Genomic DNA, 20966 nt, shown 5'->3' with positions numbered 1-20966 from the left:
TCCCGGCGCCAGCGGCGTGGCTTCGCCATGCTGCAGGTTCTTCGCCACCACCACGCTCATCGCGTTGCCGAGGCCAATTTCCGCCAGCAGGTCGTCGAGCGAAGTCAGGCGCATGCGATCCAGCTCGCGCTGAATATGGTCTGGTGAAATCTCTGCTAACTTGCGGCTACCGCCTAACGCGTGATTCAGCAGTCGGCGACCCAGACTGACGGAGTCATCGCGCTTGAGGTTTTTCAGCATTTGGCGAATTTTGGCGCGCGCTTTCGAGCTGACGACAAAGTTGAGCCATGCGGCGTTCGGGCGTGCGCCCGGCGCGGTAATGATTTCAACGGTTTGGCCGCTGGAGAGCGGTTGCGACAGCGGGTAAGGCTGGCGATCTACGCGCGCACCCACGCAGGCGTGGCCGATATCGGTATGCACGGCGTAGGCAAAGTCCACCGGCGTCGCGCCAGCAGGAAGTTCGACAATACGGCCTTCCGGGGTGAAAACGTAAATCTCATCCGGGAAGAGATCGGATTTAACGCTTTCGATAAATTCAAACGAGCTACCGGCGCTTTGCTGCAGCTCCAGCAGGCTCTGCATCCAGCGCTGTGCGCGGATTTGTGCGGTCGTGCTGCTTTCACCGCCGTGTTCTTTGTAGGCCCAGTGCGCCGCCACACCCATCTCTGCCATCTGATCCATATCTTCAGTACGGATCTGGACTTCAACCGGCACGCCGTGCGGCCCAATCATTGAAGTATGCAGGGATTGATATCCGTTCGCCTTAGGAATGGCGATGTAGTCTTTGACGCGACCCGGACGGGGTTTATACAGGCTGTGCATCTGCCCCAGAACGCGGTAGCAGGTATCGAGATCGTGAACGATTACGCGGAAGGCGTAGATGTCCATGATCGAGTGAAAACGCTGCTCTTTGAGCACCATTTTGCAGTAAATCGAATACAGATGCTTTTCGCGACCACTCACGCGGCACGCAATTCCCGCTTCCTGCAAACGCCCTTCGATCTCCGAGAGGATTTTTTGAATCATCTCTTTACGGTTCCCGCGCGCGGCTTTCACCACTTCTTTAATGACGCGGTAGCGGTTAGGGTACAGCGCTTCAAAGCCCAGCTCTTCGAGCTCGGTTTTGATGTGATGGATACCTAAACGGTGCGCCAGCGGACTGTAAATTTCGAGCGTTTCACGGGCGATGCGGCGACGTTTGTCCGGGCGTAATGAGCCCAGCGTGCGCATGTTGTGGGTGCGGTCAGCAAGCTTAATGAGGATGACGCGGATATCCTGCACCATCGCCATAATCATCTTGCGAAAGTTTTCGGCCTGCGCCTCTTTCTTATCGCGGAACTTGAGCTTATCAAGTTTCGACACCCCCTCTACCAGTTCGGCGACGCTCTTACCAAAGAGCTGTTCCATATCCTGGTAGGTTGCGGGGGTATCTTCAATCACGTCATGCAGCAGAGCGGCCATCAGCGTTTCGTAGTCGAGTTTCATCTCGGCCAGAATGCAGGCTACCGCTACCGGGTGCGTGATATAGGGTTCACCGCTTGAACGTGTCTGCCCCTCGTGAGCGTCACGTGCAACGAGATAGGCCTGCCGAAGACGCTTGATCTGGTCTTCCGGCAGGTAGTGTTGAATCAGCTGATTCAGGCTCTCAAACAGATACAAGGGCGACCCGCAATCTAATTAACGACGACCTTCAGCAATAGCGGTAACAGCTTGTAATTCAGCGGCTTCCTGCTCTTGCTGTTCCTGGCGCTCACGCACGTCGAGGATCTGGTTGTTGATAAGACCCTCTTCGATTTCGCGCAGTGCGATAACGGTGGTTTTATCGTTTTCTTCCGGTACTAACGGATCTTTTCCGCCAACCTGCATCTGACGAGCGCGACGCGCGGCGACCAGTACCAGGTCAAAACGGTTACCAATTTTCTCTACAGCGTCCTGAACAGTTACGCGTGCCATACTTTAGTGCTCCACAGATGAAGAAATAACGGGGCATGATACTGAAAGTGGGTTCAGTCTGCCAATAATTTGCTGATTAAAGCGTCATGTCGCTGCTTTTGGCGGCTCATACGCAGGCGCTCAGCGCGGATGATCGTTTTCAGATCGCCCAGTGCGGTATCAAAATCATCATTGACGATAAGGTAATCATATTCCGCGTAATGGCTCATTTCTGCAACTGCCTGAGCCATACGTTTTGCAATCACCTCTTCGCTATCCTGACCGCGGCCGCGCAGACGGCGGTCCAGTTCAATTTTGGACGGCGGTAAAATAAAGATGCTGCGTGCGCTCGGCATGCTTTTACGGATCTGCTGTGCGCCCTGCCAATCGATATCGAGGAAGACATCAACGCCGGTCGTCAGAACCTGCTCAATCGCTTTACGCGAGGTACCGTAGTAGTTACCAAAGACTTCAGCGTGTTCAAGAAATGCCTCTTCGCCAATCATCGTGCGGAATTCGTCGTGATTCACAAAGAAATAATGTTCGCCGTGCACTTCACCCGGACGCGGCGCGCGCGTGGTATGTGAAACAGATACCTGGGAGTCGTACAGCGGTTGGGTTTTCAATAAAGCCTGAATCAGGCTGGATTTACCCGCGCCACTAGGGGCGGAAACAATATAGAGCGTGCCTTGAGCCATGAGTGTCTTTTGTATGTGATTATCGAAAGAGAACTTACATACGAGCCTATTATACACGGCGCCGCTACGCGACGTAGCCTTTGTCACACTTTTTGCGTCAGTTTATTTCATTTTGCGTACCGTTTTCCTGAATTCACAGTGTATTGCTGCAACGAACTCTTTTCCTCTGAAGCTCGCTCGGGAACTGAAATATTGCCCCTCGTGCCACCAATATGGCTGCGATACAAAAGGTTATCCGCATCGGAGGGGGGTAATGATGAGTCGATGGTTGATAGTTGCTGCGCTACTTCTCGTGGCACATGCGCGGGCGACGTGCCCGGTCTGGTCGCCTGAACGTGCCGGGCAAGAGATTGCACAATTACAGGAACAGCTTGCGGAATGGAACGAAACATACTGGCGTCAGGGGGTGAGCGATGTCAGCGACGGTGTTTATGACCAGCTCTCGGCGCGTCTGGCGTTATGGCAACGTTGTTTTGGAGCCGTATCAACGGAGAATGCCAGTTTACCTCCTCGGCAAGGGGCAATAAGGCATCCCGTTGCGCACACTGGCGTACGTAAACTTGCCGATGCACAGGCGGTTCAACAGTGGATGCAGGGCAAAAACGAGCTATGGGTACAGCCGAAGGTCGATGGCGTCGCAGTGACGCTGGTCTATCAGCAGGGACATTTGCAGCGGGTAATCAGCCGGGGTGATGGGTTACTCGGGGAAGACTGGACGCAGAAGGCCCGGCGTATCCCTTCGCTGCCGCATAAAGTTGACGGTGCGCTGGCCAATAGCGTTCTGCAGGGGGAGATTTTTCTAAGTGCGGATGCTCACGTACAGCAAAAAATGGGCGGCATGAATGCGCGTTCGCAGGTAGCAGGAATGCTGATGCGGCAGGGTGACAGCCAGTCGTTATCCCAACTGTCGGTCTTTGTCTGGGCTTGGCCGGACGGCCCAGCAACAATGCGTGAACGGTTGACTCAGTTGTCTGCCTCTGGCTTTGAACTTGCTGAACGCTATTCCTATCCCATTACGCAAATTAAAGAAGTAGCCGACTGGCGCGAGCGTTGGTTTACCTCACCACTCCCCTTTGCGACCGATGGGGTCGTCATCCGTACAGCCAAAGAGCCGGAAGGTAGATATTGGCTGCCAGGGCAGGGAGCATGGGTAGCGGCATGGAAGTATCGACCGGTTTCGCAGGTTGCTGAGGTAAGCGGCATCCGTTTTACCATTGGACGCACCGGGAAGATTGCGGTGGTGGCCGAACTGGTACCCATTCAGTTGGATGATAAACAGGTACAGCGGGTGAGCATCGGATCTGTGCTGCGTTGGCAGAATCTGGATATCACCATTGGCGATCAGCTATTGGTGAGCCTGGCCGGGCAGGGAATCCCCCGTCTGGAAAGCGTGGTCTGGCGAGGGCTGGATAGGGCCAAACCGATGCCGCCCACACCTCGTTATCATTCGCTAACCTGTTTCTACCGCTCGCCAGAATGTCGGGAGCAATTTCTGGCTCGTCTTAATTGGCTGGGGGCATCGCAGGTATTAAATATTGAGGGGATTGGAGAGGCGGGGTGGAAGACGCTCGTTATGGCACATTCTTTTGCCCATATCTTCTCCTGGCTGGAGCTGACGCCTATGCAACTCAATGACACTCCGGGGATAACGACGGCACGGGCGCAACAGATTTTTCAGCGTTTTGACATGGCGCGGCGACAGCCCTTTCCGCTTTGGCTAAAAGCGCTGGGGTTGCCTCTTCCTTCTAGCGCGATGAAGGCGCTCAGCGACGGGTCCTGGAAGCAATTAGAGGCACGTGATGAGCTGCACTGGCAAAACCTCCCAGGCGTAGGCCCAGAAAAAGCCCGCAACCTGGTGGCGTTTATTCATCATCCCACTATTGTCGAACTGACCGGTCAGCTACGGGCATTGGGAGTCGGGGCTTTCGTTAGTGCGTTTCGTGGCGGTAGTAAAACACCGGCAGCCCTAGTTTCAGCCTCAAGGCCAGCATACGGGCGGTGAAACCGAATAACAGCGTTGAAATGACGACCACATCATGATTGCTGACGTAATGTTGCAAAGCCACGTACAGCACCGCGGCGGCAAAGGAGATGCCTGCATATAGCTCTTTTTGAAACACCAGCGGGATGCGTTTGCAAAACATATCGCGCAGTATCCCGCCGAATACGCCGGTGATAACCGCCGCAATAATGGCGATAACCGGGCCTTCTCCCATATCTAACGCAATCTGAGCGCCGATGATGGAAAAGACGATAAGACCTACGGCATCCAGTACCAGAAACAGGCGGCGCAGATGCGGCATGACTGGAGCAACAATCGTTGTCAGTACCGCAGCAATAACTACGATGATGATGTATTCCGGGTGCTTTACCCAACCTAACGGATAGTGGCCAAGCAGCATATCGCGTACCGACCCCCCACCCAACGCGGTGGCCGTAGCGATAATAATCACGCCAAAGGTATCCATGCGACGACGTCCGGCCGCCAGCGCGCCGGTCATAGCTTCAGCGGTGATGCCGATAAGGTAAAGGATGTGCAGTAACATATTCGCTCCCGGTATGAATGGCTGGAGGTTAGCGATTTGTGCGCTCTGTCACGATTGAGATTTTCTAAGGCAAACTTGTTTGGATTATAAAATCTAATTCAATGATTCGTTAGGCGTGCGGCTATTACGGGTTTTAATGGCATTGAAATCATTATTTATGATTAGAAAATATAATTAATTTTGACCCAGAGGGAGATCTTTAGAGAGGGAAAAAAGCCGCTTCGAGTTGAAGCGGCCTGAGAGGATTACTGATTACCGATCTGCTCGCCGTAAGGCAGTTTATCGTAATCAGTTAGCGCGTTTTTGTTGTACGGATTGCCAATCCAGCGGGTGGATTCGACAAACTGTGGGTTGGTGAGAGCGCGGGTTGCGTCAAAGTCGTCATAGCTTAATCCCGCCAAATCGGACCAGGTATGAATCAGCTCAGAGCTGCTGTATTTACGATTCACGTCCTGTGAGAAATCACGCGGGTGTGCTTCGTGCCATTTCTCCGATGTCCACAGCAGGAATGGAATGGTGTACATATGGCGGGTAGGAGCTTGCTCGTTACGTCCCTGCGTTTTATGCGGTGGGGTGTCATACACCTCTTCCCCATGGTCTGAGAAGTACAGCAGGAAACCGTTCGGATCGGTGGCCTTGTAGTCCTTGATCAGGCTGGAGACAACGAAGTCGTTGTAGAGGTTGGCGTTATCATAGTTGTTATAAGTCGTCTGCTCATCCTTGGTTAAACCCGCTGGCATGGTGTCGGTTTTGCCAGAGAATTTGTTCCAGTTTTCCGGATAGCGATACTCGTAGTTAATATGCGTCCCCAGCAGGTGGACAATAATAAATTTCTTCGGCGCTGGGTCGGCCAGAACCTGCTTAAACGGTGCCAGAACGTTCGAATCATACTCACGTGCACTCTGGGTACGTTGCTGGTTCATGTAGAACTGCTGATCGGTTTGCTTAGAGAACACTGTCAGCATGGTATTGCGTGAGGTCATCGTCTGCTGGTTGGTTATCCAGAAGGTTTTGTAGCCCGCCTGTTTCATCAGATTCATCAGCGACGGTTTGGTCAGATACAGGTCGGGATTCTTTTCATTAGCAAACGTCAGCGCCTGCTGCAAAATCTCGATGGTATACGGACGTGATGTCACGACATCATTGAAAACGGTGAAGTTAGGATCGGATTTATGCAGCGCATCCAGTTCCGGCGTAGTTTCACGTGGATAACCGTAAAGGCTCATATGTCCACGCTGTGTTGATTCACCGATAACCAGAACCAGCGTGCGCGGTGCATCGCCGGTACTGTCTTTCAAATTCGCCAGCGGCGGTAGAGCATGGTTGTCATTGAGTAATCGGGTCAGGCTATCTAATTGATGGTGGTACTGATAATAACCGGTGATGAACTGCCATGGCGCGGCAGGTGCGAGGCGTGTAGAAATGCCATCAAGCACATCGCCAGCCGGTTTTCCCTTGATAATAATCCCATTCACCAGAGGATTGAGGATCAGTCCGTACAACAAGGCGAAAGAGACCAGCCAGCGCCATGGGGTTGGAATATAGACCGGGCGCAGTCGCGTCCAGAGTGCAATGGCGATTGCCGTATAAACCAGTGCGACCAACACAATTTTCAGGTTGAAATACTGGCTAAAGAACTCACCCGCTTCATTGGTGTTGGTTTCAAACATCACAAATAAAACGCTTTGCGAGAACTCTTGCCCGTAAATAACGTAATAGCTAATTGCCGCCAGCGACGCGCCCCACAGCACGATACCGATAATGGCACCGATAATTCGGGTATGTTTTGGAAACAGGAATACTGGGACTAGCCATAACAGGCTAAACAAAATGGAGTCGCGTAAGCCGGTGGAGCCGCTATAGCCCGTCAGGTAGATAACAAGCTGTAAGGCTGTGGAAAAGAAACAGAAATACAATACGGCCCAGCCAAGGGCTTTCCAGCTAAAGGCTGGAGTCGTCTGAGTGTCGGTGAATTGCATACGTTTAGCTTAATGTGAGGTTAAGGTCACCAGTTTAGCGACCAATGCTTAAGAAATAATTAGTTCGATATCAGAACGTATAAACAGATTGCCCTAACTCCAGCGTGGAGAAGGCATAAGCTTAATTTAATTAAGGGATAACGTTCTGTAGTATCGCATTTTTTCCATAATCACCTTTTCATGAAAGGCTGGCTAATAATGCAACGAGGATGGGAGAAAAGAAACTACCTGAATTAAAAAATGCCCGCAAAAAGGCGGGCATTGTTGTTTCATTGAATCATGTAAAATTATTCGATGTTTTGGATCTGTTCGCGCATTTGCTCGATTAAGACTTTTAGTTCAATAGCGGATTTCGTCACGTCGGCATTAATAGATTTTGATGCCAGCGTATTCGATTCGCGGTTAAATTCCTGCATCATGAAGTCCAGACGGCGGCCAACGGCCTCTTTCTTCTTCAGAATGTTATAGGTTTCTTTAACGTGCGCCTCTAAACGATCCAGCTCTTCAGCAACGTCGATACGCTGTGCCATCAGCACCAGCTCTTGTTCCAGACGGTTGTTTTCCAGCTGTACTTCCGCATCTTCCAGTTTGGCGACCAGACGTTCGCGCTGCCATTGCAGAATTTCTGGCATATGGGCACGTACTTTGGTCACTTCACCGCTGACGCCTTCCAGCCGCTGCTCAATCAACGCTTTCAACGCCTGGCCTTCGGTTTCGCGAGCGACGATGAAATCGTCCAGCGTGCCATCCAGTGCCGCCAGAATGTCTGTTGCGATAGCGTCTAAATCTTGCTCTTTAGCGGCCATTACGCCAGGCCAGCGCAGAATGTCGACCGGGTTAATTTCCCCTTCATCACTCTGCATTTTGACCCAGTTCGCGGCGTTAACCAGCTGCTTCGCCAGATTTTCGTTAAGGATAAGCTCCCCTTGCGCACTGGCATCAGGCTCAAAGCGCAAAGTACATTCTACTTTCCCACGGGTCAGGCGGGTACGCAGGCGTTCACGAACAACGGGTTCAAGGCTGCGGAACTGCTCCGGCAGACGAAAATAGGTTTCGAGATAACGCTGGTTAACCGAGCGCAGTTCCCAGGCGGCGCTGCCCCAAGTGCCCTTGATTTCTCGGCGGGCATAGGCGGTCATGCTGCGGATCATAGACGTTCCTGTTTTTAAAGGAGAGATGGGGGATTATAGCCTCCAGGGGCTTATCAGGATAGGAATAAGCGGCGTAAATCCGTATAATGCGCAGCCACATTCGTTTCAAGCCGGAGATTTTATCATGCGTCCATCAGGTCGTAGTGCCAATCAGGTGCGTCCCGTCACCCTGACCCGTAATTATACAAAACACGCTGAAGGCTCCGTGCTGGTCGAATTTGGTGACACCAAAGTGCTGTGCACCGCTTCTATTGATGAGGGTGTGCCACGTTTCCTGAAAGGTCAGGGCCAGGGCTGGATCACCGCTGAATATGGCATGCTGCCACGTGCGACCCACACTCGTAACGCTCGCGAAGCGGCGAAGGGTAAGCAGGGCGGCCGCACCATGGAAATCCAGCGTTTAATCGCTCGTGCGCTGCGTGCAGCGGTAGATCTGAAGGCGCTGGGTGAATTCACCATTACGCTGGACTGCGATGTTATCCAGGCTGACGGCGGTACTCGTACCGCGTCTATTACCGGTGCCTGCGTGGCGCTGGCCGATGCGCTGGGTAAGCTGGTTGCTGCAGGAAAACTGAAAACCAACCCGATGAAAGGGATGGTGGCGGCAGTTTCCGTCGGGATCGTTAATGGCGAAGCGCTGTGCGACCTGGAGTACGTGGAAGATTCCGCGGCGGAAACCGACATGAACGTGGTGATGACCGAAGACGGTCGTATCATCGAGGTTCAGGGGACGGCAGAAGGCGAGCCATTCACCCACGAAGAACTACTCACCCTACTGGCGCTGGCCAGAGGGGGAATCGAATCTATTGTCACGACGCAGAAGGCGGCGTTGGAAAATTGATTTTAAGGGCGACGTTGTCGCCCTTTTTTTTGTCCGTAATAAAGTGAGATGAGGAGCGAATCCATGAAACCGTATCAGCGCCAGTTTATTGAGTTTGCGCTTAACAAGCAGGTACTTAAGTTTGGCGAATTTACGCTGAAATCCGGGCGCAAGAGCCCCTATTTCTTCAACGCCGGGCTGTTTAATACCGGGCGCGATCTGGCACTGTTAGGCCGTTTTTATGCCGAAGCGCTGGTGGATTCCGGTATCGATTTCGATCTGCTGTTTGGCCCAGCCTACAAAGGTATTCCAATCGCCACGACCACCGCGGTGGCGCTGGCGGAACATCACGACCGTGATTATCCGTACTGCTTTAACCGTAAAGAGGCCAAAGACCACGGTGAAGGCGGCAATCTGGTGGGCAGTGCGCTAACCGGGCGTGTCATGCTGGTGGATGATGTGATAACTGCCGGTACGGCGATTCGTGAATCGATGGAGATTATCCAGGCGAATGGCGCGAAGCTGGCCGGTGTGCTGATCTCCCTCGATCGTCAGGAGCGTGGTCGCGGCGAAATCTCAGCTATCCAGGAAGTGGAGCGTGATTACGGCTGTGAGGTGATTTCGATAATCACCCTGAAAGACCTGATTGCCTATCTGGAAGAAAAACCAGAGATGGCAGAGCACCTGGCATCAGTGCGGGCCTATCGCGAAGCGTACGGCGTATAAAAAAATAGCCCGGTGAAAGCCGGGCTATTTAACGAGTTATTGCAGTTGGGCGAGAATCAACGGCCAGCGTGCCTCAAAGTCGTCGGTAGGACGATATTTGAATTCGCTGCGCACAAAGCGTGACAGCATGCCTTCACAGAAAGCCAGCAGTTGGCTTGCCAGTATCGTTTCATCCGTTTCGTAACCTTCCCCTTCACGCATTTTTCGTTCACGCAGCACCTGGCGTAGTTGAGCTTCAATACGCTCAAACAGCTGGTTAATGCGACCCTGCAAGCGATCCTGTTCAAACATCAGCGCGTGGCCTGTCAGGATGCGGGTCAGGCCTGGATTACGTTCACCAAAGCCGAGGACCAGCAGAACAATCAGTCGCAGGCGTGCGGTGGTGTCCTTTTCATCCTTCAGAATCAGGTTGATACGGGTAATCAGGCTATCTTCGATAAACTCGATAAGGCTATCGAACATGCGGGTCTTGCTGGGGAAATGCCGATACAGCGCCGCTTCGGAAACGCCTACGGAAGCCGCCAGTTTCGCAGTAGTGATACGTTGGCTACCATCGCTGGATTCAAGCATCAACGCCAGGGATTGAAGTATTTCCTCGCGACGATTCCTTTTCGCAGTTTGCTTTTCTGCCATGTTCTAAAATACCCCTGAAAATACACACTTGTCAGGCGGGCATCCGCACGGTGACCACAGCCATAACGTGCTGTGTTCTTTTTGCATTTATGACGCCGTGAGATGCGTAAAAAGCCAGCGCGCCACGTCGGTGTGACGCGCCTTAGGGCGGGTTACTGACGCCCGGAGTGACCAAAGCCACCTTCGCCACGGTCGGTGGCTTCAAACGATTCGACCAGATTAAATTCGGCCTGTACGACAGGAACAAATATCATTTGCGCGACGCGTTCGCCCGGTTCAATGGTGAACGTGGTTTGTCCACGGTTCCAGATGGAGACCATCAGCTGACCCTGGTAGTCGGAGTCGATAAGTCCCACCAGGTTGCCCAGAACAATACCGTGCTTATGACCCAGACCAGAACGTGGCAGCATGACGGCGGCCAGAGAAGGGTCGGCAATGTGAATTGCGAGGCCTGTTGGCAGCAAGGTGGTTTCACCCGGTGCCAGTACAATGGCTTCATCAAGACAAGCGCGCAGATCAAGGCCTGCTGAGCCAGCGGTGGCATAGGTTGGCAGTGGGAACTGCTGACCAATACGCGAGTCCAGAATCTTAACGTCGATTTTTTTCATCATAACGGGTAACGATCTCGTCCAATAATAGTTGGCCCAGGAGCGACTTGCTGGCGAGAGGTAAGCGCTTCTCGCCGTCCTGCCAGAAAAGGTGTAATGCATTGTTATCGCTGTTAAAGCCCTGATTTGACTGCGATACATCATTGGCGCAAATCAGATCAAGGTTTTTGCGGCTACGCTTTTGCTGCGCGTATTCTTCCACATTATTCGTTTCGGCGGCAAATCCTACGACATAAGGTCGATGCTTTTTCAGCGCCGCAACGCCTGCCACGATGTCAGGGTTTTTCACCATTTTTATTGTGAATTCATCACCCTGTGTGTCCTGCTTTTTAATTTTTTCCTCAGCAATAACCGCTGCGCGATAATCCGCAACGGCGGCACAGCCGATGAAAATCTGCTGTTGTTCTGCACGAGCCTGAACGGCTGCGTTCATCTCTTCGGCTGTGGTGACATCAACACGCTGCACAAACGCCGGTGTGGCTAGAGATACCGGGCCGCTAATTAACGTGACGTTTGCGCCACGGCGTGCGGCGGCTTCTGCGATGGCAAACCCCATTTTTCCTGAACTATGGTTGCTGATATAGCGCACCGGATCTAAAGGTTCACGAGTAGGGCCTGCGGTAATCATGATGTTCAGATGTTGCAAATCTTTGATGGGCGAAAAATGCTCTGCGGCCATATCGACAATGGTCAGCGGGTCAAGCATGCGTCCAGGACCAACGTCGCCGCAAGCCTGGCTGCCGCTATCAGGGCCCCAGATAAGCAGATTGCGGGATGCCAACACCGCGAGATTATGCTGAGTAGCCGTTGCACGATACATCTGCTGATTCATGGCGGGAACGACCGCCACGGGAGACGGCGTGGCCAGACAGATAGTTGAGACCAAATCATTAGCCATACCGGCGGTGATGCGAGCAATCAAATCGGCCGTGGCGGGGGCCAGGATGACAAGGTCGGCCCATTTCCCCAGCTCAATGTGGCCCATCGCCGCTTCTGCTGCGGTATCGAGCAGGCTATCGGAAACCGGATAACCGGAAACGGCCTGTAGGCTCAGTGGGGTGATGAAGGCTTTTGCAGCTTCGGTCATGGCAACCCGTACGTCTGCACCGCGCTCGCGCAGTCGGCGCACCAGTTCCGGTGTTTTGTAAGCAGCAATACCGCCGCTGACGCCAAGGACAATTTTCTTACCGGCCAGGCTCATCATGATTCTTTCCTGTTTGGGGTACATCAGAATTCGCGCATTTTATCACAATCCTTGCGAGGTCGTGCGCGGCACTTTGCGAGGCGCTACGCAAGAGTGATATCAGCATCGTGCGCAGTGGTGAAGGCTGTGACAGCATGGCGGAATCGATGGCGAGGAGGCTGCAATGGAGAGTTTAGAGGTGATGATGCCGCGTGAAAAAATGCAGCGGTACGGGATTGAGTCACTGTCGGATACCGAACTATTGGCGCTGTTTTTACGAACAGGGACGCGTGAAAAAAAAGTGATGCGCTACTCTCACGATCTGCTGCACCATTTCGGTTCACTGTATGGTCTGCTTTCGGCGTCCGAGAAAGAGATTATGCAGGTTGACGGGATAGGGCTTGCCAAATTTGCACAGCTGAAAGGGATCGCCGAGCTGGCTCGTCGTTACTTTAGTCTGCGGGTGCTGGCAGAGGACCCTTTGCTCAGCCCAGAGATGACGCTTGAGTTTTTACAAAGCCAACTGGCTGACGAAGAGCGGGAAATTTTTTTAGTTATCTTCCTCGATAACCAACACAAAGTCCTCAAACACAGCCGACTTTTTGCCGGAACGCTGAGCCATGTTGAGGTACATCCGCGCGAAATTGTACGAGAAGCCATCAAAGTCAACGCGGCGGCAGTGATCCTGGCGCATAATCATCCATCAGGAAATGCTGAACCCAGTAAATCAGACAGACTTATTACTGAAAGGGTGGTAAAATGTTGCCAATTCATGGATGTACGCGTACTCGATCATCTGGTTATAGGCCGTGGTGAGTATGTTTCTTTTGCCGAACGAGGCTGGATTTAGCGGATTTCTACGCGATCCACCGGGATCTTTGTCTGTTCGGGACTTGAGCATAACGTCGTGGCGGCGTATACTACGCCACCTTTGAGAATCTCGGGTTTGGCATTTGGGCCTGGCAATCGAGAGTTCACTTAGACGCCAATTCATTCAAGTTGCTCTAGGGCAGCGTGAGTGATGACGTGTAGAACTGCGATGACCGGGCTGTAAAGCCTGACGAGGCGCCGATACCCCATACGAAGCTCGAGCTAATTTGATTTTTGGAGAATAAACATGTCCCGAGTCTGCCAAGTTACTGGCAAGCGTCCGGTGACCGGTAACAACCGTTCCCACGCACTGAACGCGACTAAACGCCGTTTCCTGCCGAACCTGCACTCTCACCGTTTCTGGGTTGAGAGCGAGAAGCGTTTTGTCACCCTGCGTGTATCTGCTAAAGGTATGCGTGTAATTGATAAGAAAGGCATCGATACAGTTCTGTCCGAACTGCGTGCCCGTGGCGAAAAGTACTAAGTACTTAGAGGAAATAAATCATGGCTAAAGGTATTCGTGAGAAAATCAAGCTGGTTTCTTCTGCTGGTACTGGTCACTTCTATACCACCACGAAGAACAAGCGTACTAAGCCGGAAAAACTGGAACTGAAAAAGTTCGATCCAGTTGTCCGTCAGCACGTACTGTACAAAGAAGCTAAAATTAAATAATTTCAGTTTCGATGTAGCAAAAAACCTCGCTCCGGCGGGGTTTTTTGTTTTCTACGCGTCCCCATAATAGAGAGATCTGTATTACAGCCGGAGACGCTATGCCTGAATTACCCGAAGTTGAAACCAGCCGCCGGGGGATTGAACCTCACCTGGTCGGTGCAACCATCCAGCATGCCGTTATCCGCAACGGTCGCCTGCGCTGGCCCGTCTCTGATGAAATCTACCGTCTGAGTGACAAACCCGTCCTGAGCGTCCAGCGACGCGCCAAATACCTGTTGCTTGAGCTTCCTGACGGCTGGATTATCATTCACCTCGGTATGTCTGGCAGCCTGCGCATCTTGCCGGAGGAATTGCCAGCGGAAAAACACGACCACGTCGATTTAGTCATGAGTAACGGTAAAGTGCTGCGTTATACCGACCCACGCCGCTTTGGCGCCTGGTTATGGACCTCCGTGCTGGAAGGGCATAGCGTGCTTGCTCATCTCGGCCCTGAACCGCTCAGTGAGGAATTCAGCGCTGAGTACCTGCTGGCAAAAAGCGCGAAGAAGAAGACCGCTATAAAGCCCTGGCTGATGGATAACAAGTTGGTGGTGGGGGTAGGGAATATTTATGCCAGCGAATCGTTGTTTGCCGCAAATATCCATCCGGATAGGCTCGCGTCGTCATTATCGAGAGACGAAGGTGAACGGCTGGTTGAGGCGATAAAAGCGGTGCTGAAGCGCTCGATTGAGCAGGGCGGAACGACGCTAAAAGATTTCCTGCAAAGCGATGGCAAGCCGGGATATTTTGCCCAGGAGCTACAGGTGTATGGGCGTAAAGGGGAACCTTGTCGTACCTGCGGGACGCCGATTATTGCCAGTAAGCATGCGCAGCGGGCGACGTTTTACTGCAAGCAGTGTCAGAAATAAAGTCGTGGTTTTCTCGGGCGTCGCAGAATTACGCGACGCCGGGATGTTGTGCGTTTACTTCAGCTTTTCCATCAGTGCCTGATGCACATTCGCGGGCAGGAAGTGGGTGACATCCCCATTGTGGCGCGCCACCTCTTTCACCAGCGATGATGAGATAAACGACCAGTCTTTTGACGGCATCAAAAAGACGCTTTCCAGCTCGGGCATCAGGTGGCGGTTCATATGCGCCAGCTGCATCTCATATTCGAAATCAGCTACGGCACGCAGGCCGCGAATCAGGATATTCGCCTGCTGAGCGCGGGCGAAATTGGCCATCAGGTCGCTAAAACCCATCACCTCAACGTTACTGAGGTGCGCCGTTGCCTGCTGGGCCAGCGCAACGCGCTCGCTCAAGTCAAACATCGGTTTTTTACTCGGGCTGGCCGCAATGGCAAGGATGACGTGGTCAAACATGCAGGCTGCACGCGTGACGATATCGAGGTGGCCATTGGTAATAGGATCGAAGGTGCCCGGATAAATCGCCCGTTTTTGCATAATAACCCTCAATGCGTTTTCGGTGGCAGGTACGGCTCCAGGAGTTGCAGCAAGCGCTGCAATGCACCCTGATTCTGGTACAGAACCTCAACGGCGTGACGCCCGTAGAAACTACGGTAATCCGCATCGGCTAATAGAGAGGATATCTCTTTTTCGAGGCTTGCGGCGTCGGTGACTGTAATCAGGCCACTCGCCTGTTCCAGACGTGCGCAGATATCTTTAAAGTTGAAGGTATGCGGCCCCATCAGCACCGGGATGGCATGCGCTGCGGCTTCCAGCGGGTTATGACCACCGCGTTCAACCAGCGAGCCGCCAACAAATGCCAGATCGGCAATGCCGTACAGCAGCATCAATTCACCCATGGTGTCACCAATCACGACCTGCGTCGTTGCGGACGGGACTTCACCGGAAGAACGTGTTGTGTAGGTTAAACCCGCCTGACGAGTCAGGTTGATGGCATCCGGGAAACGTTCTGGATGACGAGGAACCAGAATCAGCAGTAAATCAGGATAGTGCTTCAGCAGCGCCTGGTGGGCGGCAATAATAATGCTCTCTTCACCATCATGGGTACTGGTGGCTATCCACACCGGACGGTGCGGTGCCCATTGGCGACGCAGCGTGATGGCCCTAGCCGCCAGCTGTGGCGTTACGGAAATATCAAATTTCAGGCTGCCGGTGATGGTGACCTGGCTGCTCTTTGCACCTAGCGCCACAAAGCGCTTACCGTCTTCATCGTTTTGCGCCGCAATCAGCGTAATACGCTGGAGTAGCGTGCGTACAAAGGAGCCGAGTTTCGCGTAGCCGGCCGCAGAGCGTTCAGAAAGGCGGGCGTTAGCAATGACCAGCGGAATATGGCGGCGATGCAGCGCGGCAATCAGGTTTGGCCACAGCTCGGTTTCCATAATTAACACCAGCTTAGGGTCAATCTTATCGAGGAAACGGTTAAGCGCATCGGGTAAATCATAGGGCAGATAGACGTGCTGAACGTCTTTGCCAAAGGCGGACTGGACGCGCTCTGAACCTGTCGGCGTCATCGTGGTCACAGTGATGGGTAAATCAGGGTAACGGTGGCGCAGCGCGCGAACCAACGGAATAGCGGCCAGCGTTTCACCGACGGAAACCGAGTGCAGCATAATACCGCCAGATTTCAGCGGCTGGCGATAAAATCCGTAACGTTCACCCCAGCGTTTACGATAGGCCGGAGCCTTACGTCCGCGCACCCAAAGCCGTATCCAGATAAGAGGCTGAATAAGGTAGAGAAGGGCGGTGTAAAGCAATTCAAGCATAATAAATAGCTGAGTTATGAATGTGCTGAGGATTCTATGTATTTACCTGAGGCTTTACCATTACTTTTGCTGTTTTTGGTCTAAATTATCCACAGCATGATGGCTTGCCGTGGATATCACTGCTTATCACCCGTTTTTATGCCGTCGGTTGCGATTTGTCCTGGAGCAAATGGGCAAAGAGTTAGCCGCAATTAATGAACGTCATAATAATTCTATTGACATGATTTTTAAGGCTAAAATGATTTAATTGCGTGAAATGCTTCCTGTTCGGATTGCGACAAAAGAAGTGGTACACTATCGCGTTAAAAATGAGTGCAATATCAGTAATCAGGTCACTGTTAAGCCTGAGCGGTAGCGTACTTTTTCCAACTTTTATCGGAAAATCTCAACCAAAGAGTCACTTGTGGAAAAGCCATTTAGAAAAATTTTGCTCATTAAAATGCGTTTTCACGGGGATATGCTGCTGACTACTCCCGTTATTAGCACGCTTAAACGCCATTATCCTGACGCGAAGGTTGATGTCCTGCTGTACCAGGATACGATGCCTATTTTATCCGAGAACCCTGAAATCAATGCGCTGTATGGCCTTAAAAATAAGAAAGCCAAAACCGCAGAGAAAGTCACTAATTTCGTTAATCTAATCAGGGTGCTGCGTTCGAATAAATACGACTTGGTCGTTAACATGGCCGATCAGTGGATGGTGGCCGTTTTGGTACGCCTGCTGAATGTGCCAATGAGTATTTCGCAGGACTACCAGCATCGCCAGTCCGCTTTTTGGCGTAACAGTTTCACGCATCTTGCGCCGTCGAAAGGCGATAACGTGGTTGAGAGTAATCTGTCGGTGCTGGCACCGCTGGGCCTCGATTCCTATGTTACTGAAACGACGATGAGCTATAACCCTGTCTGTTGGGAGCGCGTGCGTCAGGAGCTGAATAAAGCCGGTGTCGGCGAGCGCTATGTGGTGATTCAACCTACGGCACGGCAGATTTTTAAATGCTGGGAGAATCAAAAATTCTCGCAGGTGATTGATGCGTTGCATGAGCGGGGGATGGAAGTGGTGCTGACCTCCGGTCCTGGTGCCGATGACCTGGCGTGCATTGCCGCCATCGCCCAGGGTTGTAAAAAGCCGCCGGTGACGGCCCTGGCCGGGAATGTGACATTTCCTGAACTCGGCGCGCTTATCGACCATGCGGTGTTGTTTATTGGCGTTGACTCTGCGCCGGGGCATATTGCGGCAGCGGTCAAAACGCCGCTGATAGCTCTGTTCGGCGCGACAAACCATGTTTTCTGGCGTCCATGGTCAAACAATATGATTCAATTCTGGGCCGGTGATTATCGCCCCATGCCGCCGCGTGAGCAGCGCAATCGCAATGAAATGTATCTCTCAGTGATTCCTGCAGAGGATGTCATTGCCGCGATTGATAAAATCTTGCCTGCCCCTCATGCCGAACCCGTCATAGGCGAAGAATTATGATCGTTGCATTCTGTCTGTATAAGTATTTTCCTTTCGGTGGTTTACAGCGGGATTTCATGCGTATTGCGCAGACCGTAGCAGCCCGTGGTCATCAGGTGCGCGTTTATACCCAATTTTGGGAAGGTGAACATCCCAAGGCCTTTGAGCTCATTCTGGTTCCGGTGAAATCCCGAACTAACCACGGGCGTAACGCTGAGTATTACGCGTGGGTGCAACATCATCTGCGTGAGCATCCAGTGTCGCGCGTGGTGGGTTTCAATAAGATGCCGGGGTTGGACGTCTATTATGCGGCTGATGTTTGCTACGCCGAGAAAGTCGCGCAGGAAAAGGGGTTCTTCTATCGTCTGACGTCACGCTATCGGCATTATGCCGCCTTTGAACGTGCGACCTTCGAGCAGGGAAAAAATACGCAGCTACTGATGCTGACGGATAAGCAAATTGCCGATTTCCAAAAGCATTATCAGACCGAGTCCGGGCGTTTTCATATTTTGCCGCCGGGGATCTACCCGGATAGAAAATACAGTCAGCAGATCCCCGATGCCCGCCAGGTTTATCGCCAAAAGAATGGTCTGACGGAGTCGCAGAATGTGCTGTTACAGGTGGGTTCTGATTTTAGGCGTAAAGGCGTAGACCGTACCCTTAACGCGATGGCCTCGTTACCTGAAAGCCTGCGTCAGAATACTCAGCTGTTCATTGTCGGACAGGATAAGCCGGGTAAATTTGCGGCATTAGCCGAGAAACTAGGCATTCGCCGCAACGTGCATTTCTTCTCCGGCCGTAACGATGTGGCAGAATTGATGGCGGCGGCCGATCTCCTGCTGCATCCGGCCTATCAGGAAGCGGCCGGGATCGTGCTGCTCGAGGCGGTGACCGCAGGTTTGCCAGTATTAACGACCAGCGTATGCGGGTATGCGCACTATATTGCAGATGCAAACTGCGGTGCGGTGATGAATGAACCTTTCCAGCAAGATGCTCTGAATGAGATTTTACTCAAAGCACTAACCCAGCCAGCACTGCGCATGGCCTGGGCGGAAAATGCGCGTAACTATGCGGATACACAAGATTTGTACAGTCTGGCGGACAAAGCGGCAGATATCATTATAGGTGATTTAGATGGTTGAGCTGAACGAACCGCTGGCCACGCTGTGGCGCGGAAAAGATGCCTTTGAAGAGGTGAAACACCTGCAAGGTGAGGTGTTTCGTGAACTGGAAACCCGTCGTACGCTGCGCTTTGAGCTGGCGGGCGGCAGTTATTTTCTGAAATGGCACCGTGGCACCTCCCTCAAAGAGATCGTCAAAAACCTGATTTCACTGCGGATGCCGGTGCTGGGCGCCGACCGGGAATGGAATGCGATTCACCGCCTGCATGATGTGGGTGTTGATACCATGCACGGCGTTGGTTTTGGTGAGAAAGGACTAAATCCGCTGACCAAAACGTCATTTATCATTACCGAAGACCTCACGCCGACCATTAGCCTTGAAGATTACTGCGCCGATTGGGTGACGAATTCCCCTTCCGCAGCGGTGAAACGCATGTTGATTAAACGTGTGGCTACGATGGTGCGTAAAATGCACCTGGCCGGCATTAACCACCGCGACTGCTATATCTGTCACTTCCTGCTGCATCTGCCGTTTAGCGGCGAGGAAGAGACGCTGAAGGTCTCGGTGATTGACCTGCATCGGGCGCAGATCCGCAATCAGGTACCGCTCCGCTGGCGCGATAAGGACCTGATTGGGCTCTATTTCTCATCGCTGAATATCGGTCTGACGCAGCGCGATATTTTACGCTTTATGAAAGTTTATTTTGATAAACCTATCAGAGATGTGCTGCGAGAAGAGCAGCCACTGCTGGCAAAAGCGGCAGACAAGGCTACCAAAATACAAGAAAGAACGATCAGAAAGTCGTTGTAATTGCCGGGAGCAGGACATGACCTATTCGTATTTGAATGCCGATGAGATGATTAAAGAGACGATCGTCTTTAATGAAGGCCAGCCGGTGCCGGTAGTTTCACCGTTCCATATTGCCTACGGGATTGATAAGAACTTTCTCTTTGGCTGTGGCGTTTCTATTGCTTCAATTCTTCTGCATAACCGCAGCATGGACTTTGTGTTTCATGTTTTCATCGATGTCATTTCTGAAGAAGAAAAGCGGCATTTTGCGCAGTTGGCAAAGGATAATGGCACCTGTATTCAAATCCATATCGTCAACTGCGAGCGGCTAGCGGCTTTCCCGACCACTAAAAACTGGTCGGTAGCGATGTATTTCCGCTTTATCATCGGCGACTACTTTATTGGCAAACTGTCCCGGCTGCTTTATCTGGATGCTGACATTGTCTGCCAGGGCGAAATTGATGAATTGTTAGCGCTAGAGCTTGCGGATACCGTGGCGGGCGTAGTTCCTGAGCGTGATGGCAAATGGTGGCTATCACGAAGCAAAAGCCTGGACTGCCCGGCCATTGCCAAAGGCTATTTCAATTCTGGCGTTCTGCTGTTGAATATCCCCGCGTGGGCCAGTGAAGATGTCTCGGGCAAGGCGATGTCGCTGCTGTCTGACAAAAATGTCACGCGCAAGCTGAGCTTTATGGATCAGGATATCCTGAACATTATTCTTTGCGGGAAAGTGACGTTTATGGATGGTAAATACAATACTCAGTTCAGCCTCAACTATGAATTGAAGGACGCGTTTATCAACCCTATTCACGACGGTACGGTGCTGATTCACTATGTCGGACCGACGAAGCCGTGGCATAACTGGGCCAGCTACCCAAGTGCAGAGCCATTTTTGCAGGCGAAAGCCGTTTCGCCGTGGAAAGATTTGCCGTTGCAGAAACCCGGGAATGCGAACTATGCGCGCTACTGCGCAAAGCATAACTTCAAGAATAACAAGCCGTTCGCCGGCGTGATGAACTATATTTACTATTTCTATTTAAGGGTGGTTAAGTAGTC

At 52.3% G+C, this 20966-nt stretch carries 22 protein-coding genes; 11 read left to right on the top strand and 11 right to left on the bottom strand.

Annotation, left to right across the window (positions count from 1 at the left end; genetic code table 11):
• The 3 genes from spoT to gmk form a co-directional block, all read right to left on the bottom strand.
• Positions 1–1659: bifunctional GTP diphosphokinase/guanosine-3',5'-bis pyrophosphate 3'-pyrophosphohydrolase (gene spoT / locus LZ634_RS00210; RefSeq protein ID WP_234501749.1), on the bottom strand; the 1659-nt coding region annotated here is incomplete at its 3' end.
• Positions 1660–1677: 18 nt separating this feature from the next.
• On the bottom strand, positions 1678–1953 hold the full coding sequence (gene rpoZ / locus LZ634_RS00205; protein ID WP_000135058.1) for a DNA-directed RNA polymerase subunit omega: 276 nt from the start codon (positions 1951–1953) through the stop codon (positions 1678–1680).
• Between the two features lie 53 nt (positions 1954–2006).
• Positions 2007–2630, bottom strand: coding sequence for a guanylate kinase (gene gmk / locus LZ634_RS00200; protein WP_234501748.1), 624 nt, complete (start codon positions 2628–2630; stop codon positions 2007–2009).
• A gap of 256 nt (positions 2631–2886) precedes the next feature.
• Here gmk and ligB point away from each other — a divergent pair, with 256 nt between their 5' ends.
• Positions 2887–4632, top strand: coding sequence for an NAD-dependent DNA ligase LigB (gene ligB, locus LZ634_RS00195; RefSeq protein ID WP_234501751.1), 1746 nt, complete (start codon positions 2887–2889; stop codon positions 4630–4632).
• Here ligB and LZ634_RS00190 read toward each other — a convergent pair.
• The 3 genes from LZ634_RS00190 to LZ634_RS00180 form a co-directional block, all read right to left on the bottom strand.
• Positions 4559–5176, bottom strand: coding sequence for a trimeric intracellular cation channel family protein (locus tag LZ634_RS00190; protein ID WP_234501747.1), 618 nt, complete (start codon positions 5174–5176; stop codon positions 4559–4561). The two genes, ligB and LZ634_RS00190, sit on opposite strands and share 74 nt — an antisense overlap.
• A 245-nt stretch (positions 5177–5421) precedes the next feature.
• Complete coding sequence (locus LZ634_RS00185; protein WP_234501746.1) at positions 5422–7155, bottom strand: phosphoethanolamine transferase CptA; 1734 nt, start codon at positions 7153–7155, stop codon at positions 5422–5424.
• 287 nt (positions 7156–7442) lie between these two features.
• Entirely contained in the window at positions 7443–8306 is an 864-nt protein-coding gene (locus tag LZ634_RS00180) for a YicC/YloC family endoribonuclease (RefSeq protein WP_234501745.1), read from the bottom strand.
• 124 nt (positions 8307–8430) lie between these two features.
• Between LZ634_RS00180 and rph the strand changes: the two genes are divergently transcribed.
• The gene (rph, locus tag LZ634_RS00175) at positions 8431–9147 is read left to right on the top strand and encodes a ribonuclease PH (protein ID WP_234501744.1); all 717 of its coding nucleotides are present in this window, start codon (positions 8431–8433) and stop codon (positions 9145–9147) included.
• A 63-nt stretch (positions 9148–9210) separates the two neighbouring features.
• Positions 9211–9852, top strand: a complete 642-nt coding sequence (gene pyrE, locus LZ634_RS00170; RefSeq protein WP_234501743.1) for an orotate phosphoribosyltransferase — start codon at positions 9211–9213, stop codon at positions 9850–9852.
• 36 nt (positions 9853–9888) lie between these two features.
• On the opposite strand, the gene slmA is transcribed toward pyrE, so the two are convergent.
• The 3 genes from slmA to coaBC form a co-directional block, all read right to left on the bottom strand.
• On the bottom strand, positions 9889–10485 hold the full coding sequence (gene slmA / locus LZ634_RS00165) for a nucleoid occlusion factor SlmA (protein ID WP_234501742.1): 597 nt from the start codon (positions 10483–10485) through the stop codon (positions 9889–9891).
• A 152-nt stretch (positions 10486–10637) separates the two neighbouring features.
• Positions 10638–11096 (bottom strand): dUTP diphosphatase, encoded by a 459-nt coding sequence (gene dut, locus LZ634_RS00160; RefSeq protein WP_234501741.1) that lies wholly within the window; start codon positions 11094–11096, stop codon positions 10638–10640.
• Positions 11074–12294, bottom strand: coding sequence for a bifunctional phosphopantothenoylcysteine decarboxylase/phosphopantothenate--cysteine ligase CoaBC (coaBC, locus tag LZ634_RS00155; RefSeq protein WP_234501750.1), 1221 nt, complete (start codon positions 12292–12294; stop codon positions 11074–11076). Before coaBC ends, dut begins: the two co-directional genes overlap by 23 nt.
• A 166-nt stretch (positions 12295–12460) precedes the next feature.
• Between coaBC and radC the strand changes: the two genes are divergently transcribed.
• The 4 genes from radC (at position 12461) to mutM (ending at position 14726) form a co-directional block, all read left to right on the top strand.
• Positions 12461–13126: a RadC family protein gene (radC, locus tag LZ634_RS00150; RefSeq protein WP_234501740.1), complete on the top strand. Its 666-nt coding sequence runs from the start codon at positions 12461–12463 to the stop codon at positions 13124–13126.
• A gap of 267 nt (positions 13127–13393) precedes the next feature.
• Complete coding sequence (gene rpmB / locus LZ634_RS00145; protein WP_002436699.1) at positions 13394–13630, top strand: 50S ribosomal protein L28; 237 nt, start codon at positions 13394–13396, stop codon at positions 13628–13630.
• Between the two features lie 20 nt (positions 13631–13650).
• A complete protein-coding gene (gene rpmG, locus LZ634_RS00140; protein ID WP_003024094.1) occupies positions 13651–13818 on the top strand; it encodes a 50S ribosomal protein L33 in 168 nt (55 codons plus the stop codon).
• A 98-nt stretch (positions 13819–13916) separates the two neighbouring features.
• Positions 13917–14726, top strand: coding sequence for a bifunctional DNA-formamidopyrimidine glycosylase/DNA-(apurinic or apyrimidinic site) lyase (gene mutM, locus LZ634_RS00135; RefSeq protein WP_234501739.1), 810 nt, complete (start codon positions 13917–13919; stop codon positions 14724–14726).
• 54 nt (positions 14727–14780) lie between these two features.
• Here the strand turns inward: mutM and coaD are convergent, their stop codons facing one another.
• Together coaD and waaA are read right to left on the bottom strand one after the other, a co-directional pair.
• Positions 14781–15260, bottom strand: a complete 480-nt coding sequence (gene coaD / locus LZ634_RS00130; protein WP_234501738.1) for a pantetheine-phosphate adenylyltransferase — start codon at positions 15258–15260, stop codon at positions 14781–14783.
• Between the two features lie 8 nt (positions 15261–15268).
• A complete protein-coding gene (waaA, locus tag LZ634_RS00125; protein WP_234501737.1) occupies positions 15269–16546 on the bottom strand; it encodes a lipid IV(A) 3-deoxy-D-manno-octulosonic acid transferase in 1278 nt (425 codons plus the stop codon).
• Positions 16547–16949: 403 nt separating this feature from the next.
• Between waaA and rfaQ the strand changes: the two genes are divergently transcribed.
• The 4 genes from rfaQ to waaO are packed head-to-tail and all read left to right on the top strand — an operon-like array spanning position 16950 to position 20964.
• On the top strand, positions 16950–18020 hold the full coding sequence (gene rfaQ, locus LZ634_RS00120) for a lipopolysaccharide core heptosyltransferase RfaQ (RefSeq protein ID WP_234501736.1): 1071 nt from the start codon (positions 16950–16952) through the stop codon (positions 18018–18020).
• Entirely contained in the window at positions 18017–19141 is a 1125-nt protein-coding gene (locus LZ634_RS00115; RefSeq protein WP_234501735.1) for a glycosyltransferase family 4 protein, read from the top strand. Before rfaQ ends, LZ634_RS00115 begins: the two co-directional genes overlap by 4 nt.
• Positions 19134–19931, top strand: a complete 798-nt coding sequence (gene rfaP, locus LZ634_RS00110) for a lipopolysaccharide core heptose(I) kinase RfaP (RefSeq protein ID WP_234501734.1) — start codon at positions 19134–19136, stop codon at positions 19929–19931. The genes LZ634_RS00115 and rfaP overlap by 8 nt, the downstream gene beginning before the upstream one ends.
• A gap of 16 nt (positions 19932–19947) precedes the next feature.
• Entirely contained in the window at positions 19948–20964 is a 1017-nt protein-coding gene (gene waaO, locus LZ634_RS00105) for a lipopolysaccharide 3-alpha-galactosyltransferase (RefSeq protein WP_234501733.1), read from the top strand.
• The last annotated feature ends 2 nt before the right edge of the window (positions 20965–20966 follow it).

Source organism: Kluyvera intermedia (genome assembly GCF_021440345.1).
In the GTDB taxonomy this organism is placed as follows: domain Bacteria; phylum Pseudomonadota; class Gammaproteobacteria; order Enterobacterales; family Enterobacteriaceae; genus Kluyvera; species Kluyvera intermedia_A.
This window is presented reverse-complemented; position numbering and strand designations above follow the sequence as displayed.

What these genes read in the sequence shown, in the direction of transcription:
- rpoZ (WP_000135058.1), bottom strand. Translation starts at nt 1,953, where the DNA reads ATGGCACGCGTAACTGTTCAGGACGCTGTAGAGAAAATTGGTAACCGT.
- gmk (WP_234501748.1), bottom strand. Translation starts at nt 2,630, where the DNA reads ATGGCTCAAGGCACGCTCTATATTGTTTCCGCCCCTAGTGGCGCGGGT.
- ligB (WP_234501751.1), top strand. Translation starts at nt 2,887, where the DNA reads ATGAGTCGATGGTTGATAGTTGCTGCGCTACTTCTCGTGGCACATGCG.
- LZ634_RS00190 (WP_234501747.1), bottom strand. Translation starts at nt 5,176, where the DNA reads ATGTTACTGCACATCCTTTACCTTATCGGCATCACCGCTGAAGCTATG.
- LZ634_RS00185 (WP_234501746.1), bottom strand. Translation starts at nt 7,155, where the DNA reads ATGCAATTCACCGACACTCAGACGACTCCAGCCTTTAGCTGGAAAGCC.
- LZ634_RS00180 (WP_234501745.1), bottom strand. Translation starts at nt 8,306, where the DNA reads ATGATCCGCAGCATGACCGCCTATGCCCGCCGAGAAATCAAGGGCACT.
- rph (WP_234501744.1), top strand. Translation starts at nt 8,431, where the DNA reads ATGCGTCCATCAGGTCGTAGTGCCAATCAGGTGCGTCCCGTCACCCTG.
- pyrE (WP_234501743.1), top strand. Translation starts at nt 9,211, where the DNA reads ATGAAACCGTATCAGCGCCAGTTTATTGAGTTTGCGCTTAACAAGCAG.
- slmA (WP_234501742.1), bottom strand. Translation starts at nt 10,485, where the DNA reads ATGGCAGAAAAGCAAACTGCGAAAAGGAATCGTCGCGAGGAAATACTT.
- dut (WP_234501741.1), bottom strand. Translation starts at nt 11,096, where the DNA reads ATGATGAAAAAAATCGACGTTAAGATTCTGGACTCGCGTATTGGTCAG.
- coaBC (WP_234501750.1), bottom strand. Translation starts at nt 12,294, where the DNA reads ATGAGCCTGGCCGGTAAGAAAATTGTCCTTGGCGTCAGCGGCGGTATT.
- radC (WP_234501740.1), top strand. Translation starts at nt 12,461, where the DNA reads ATGGAGAGTTTAGAGGTGATGATGCCGCGTGAAAAAATGCAGCGGTAC.
- rpmB (WP_002436699.1), top strand. Translation starts at nt 13,394, where the DNA reads ATGTCCCGAGTCTGCCAAGTTACTGGCAAGCGTCCGGTGACCGGTAAC.
- rpmG (WP_003024094.1), top strand. Translation starts at nt 13,651, where the DNA reads ATGGCTAAAGGTATTCGTGAGAAAATCAAGCTGGTTTCTTCTGCTGGT.
- mutM (WP_234501739.1), top strand. Translation starts at nt 13,917, where the DNA reads ATGCCTGAATTACCCGAAGTTGAAACCAGCCGCCGGGGGATTGAACCT.
- coaD (WP_234501738.1), bottom strand. Translation starts at nt 15,260, where the DNA reads ATGCAAAAACGGGCGATTTATCCGGGCACCTTCGATCCTATTACCAAT.
- waaA (WP_234501737.1), bottom strand. Translation starts at nt 16,546, where the DNA reads ATGCTTGAATTGCTTTACACCGCCCTTCTCTACCTTATTCAGCCTCTT.
- LZ634_RS00115 (WP_234501735.1), top strand. Translation starts at nt 18,017, where the DNA reads ATGATCGTTGCATTCTGTCTGTATAAGTATTTTCCTTTCGGTGGTTTA.
- rfaP (WP_234501734.1), top strand. Translation starts at nt 19,134, where the DNA reads ATGGTTGAGCTGAACGAACCGCTGGCCACGCTGTGGCGCGGAAAAGAT.
- waaO (WP_234501733.1), top strand. Translation starts at nt 19,948, where the DNA reads ATGACCTATTCGTATTTGAATGCCGATGAGATGATTAAAGAGACGATC.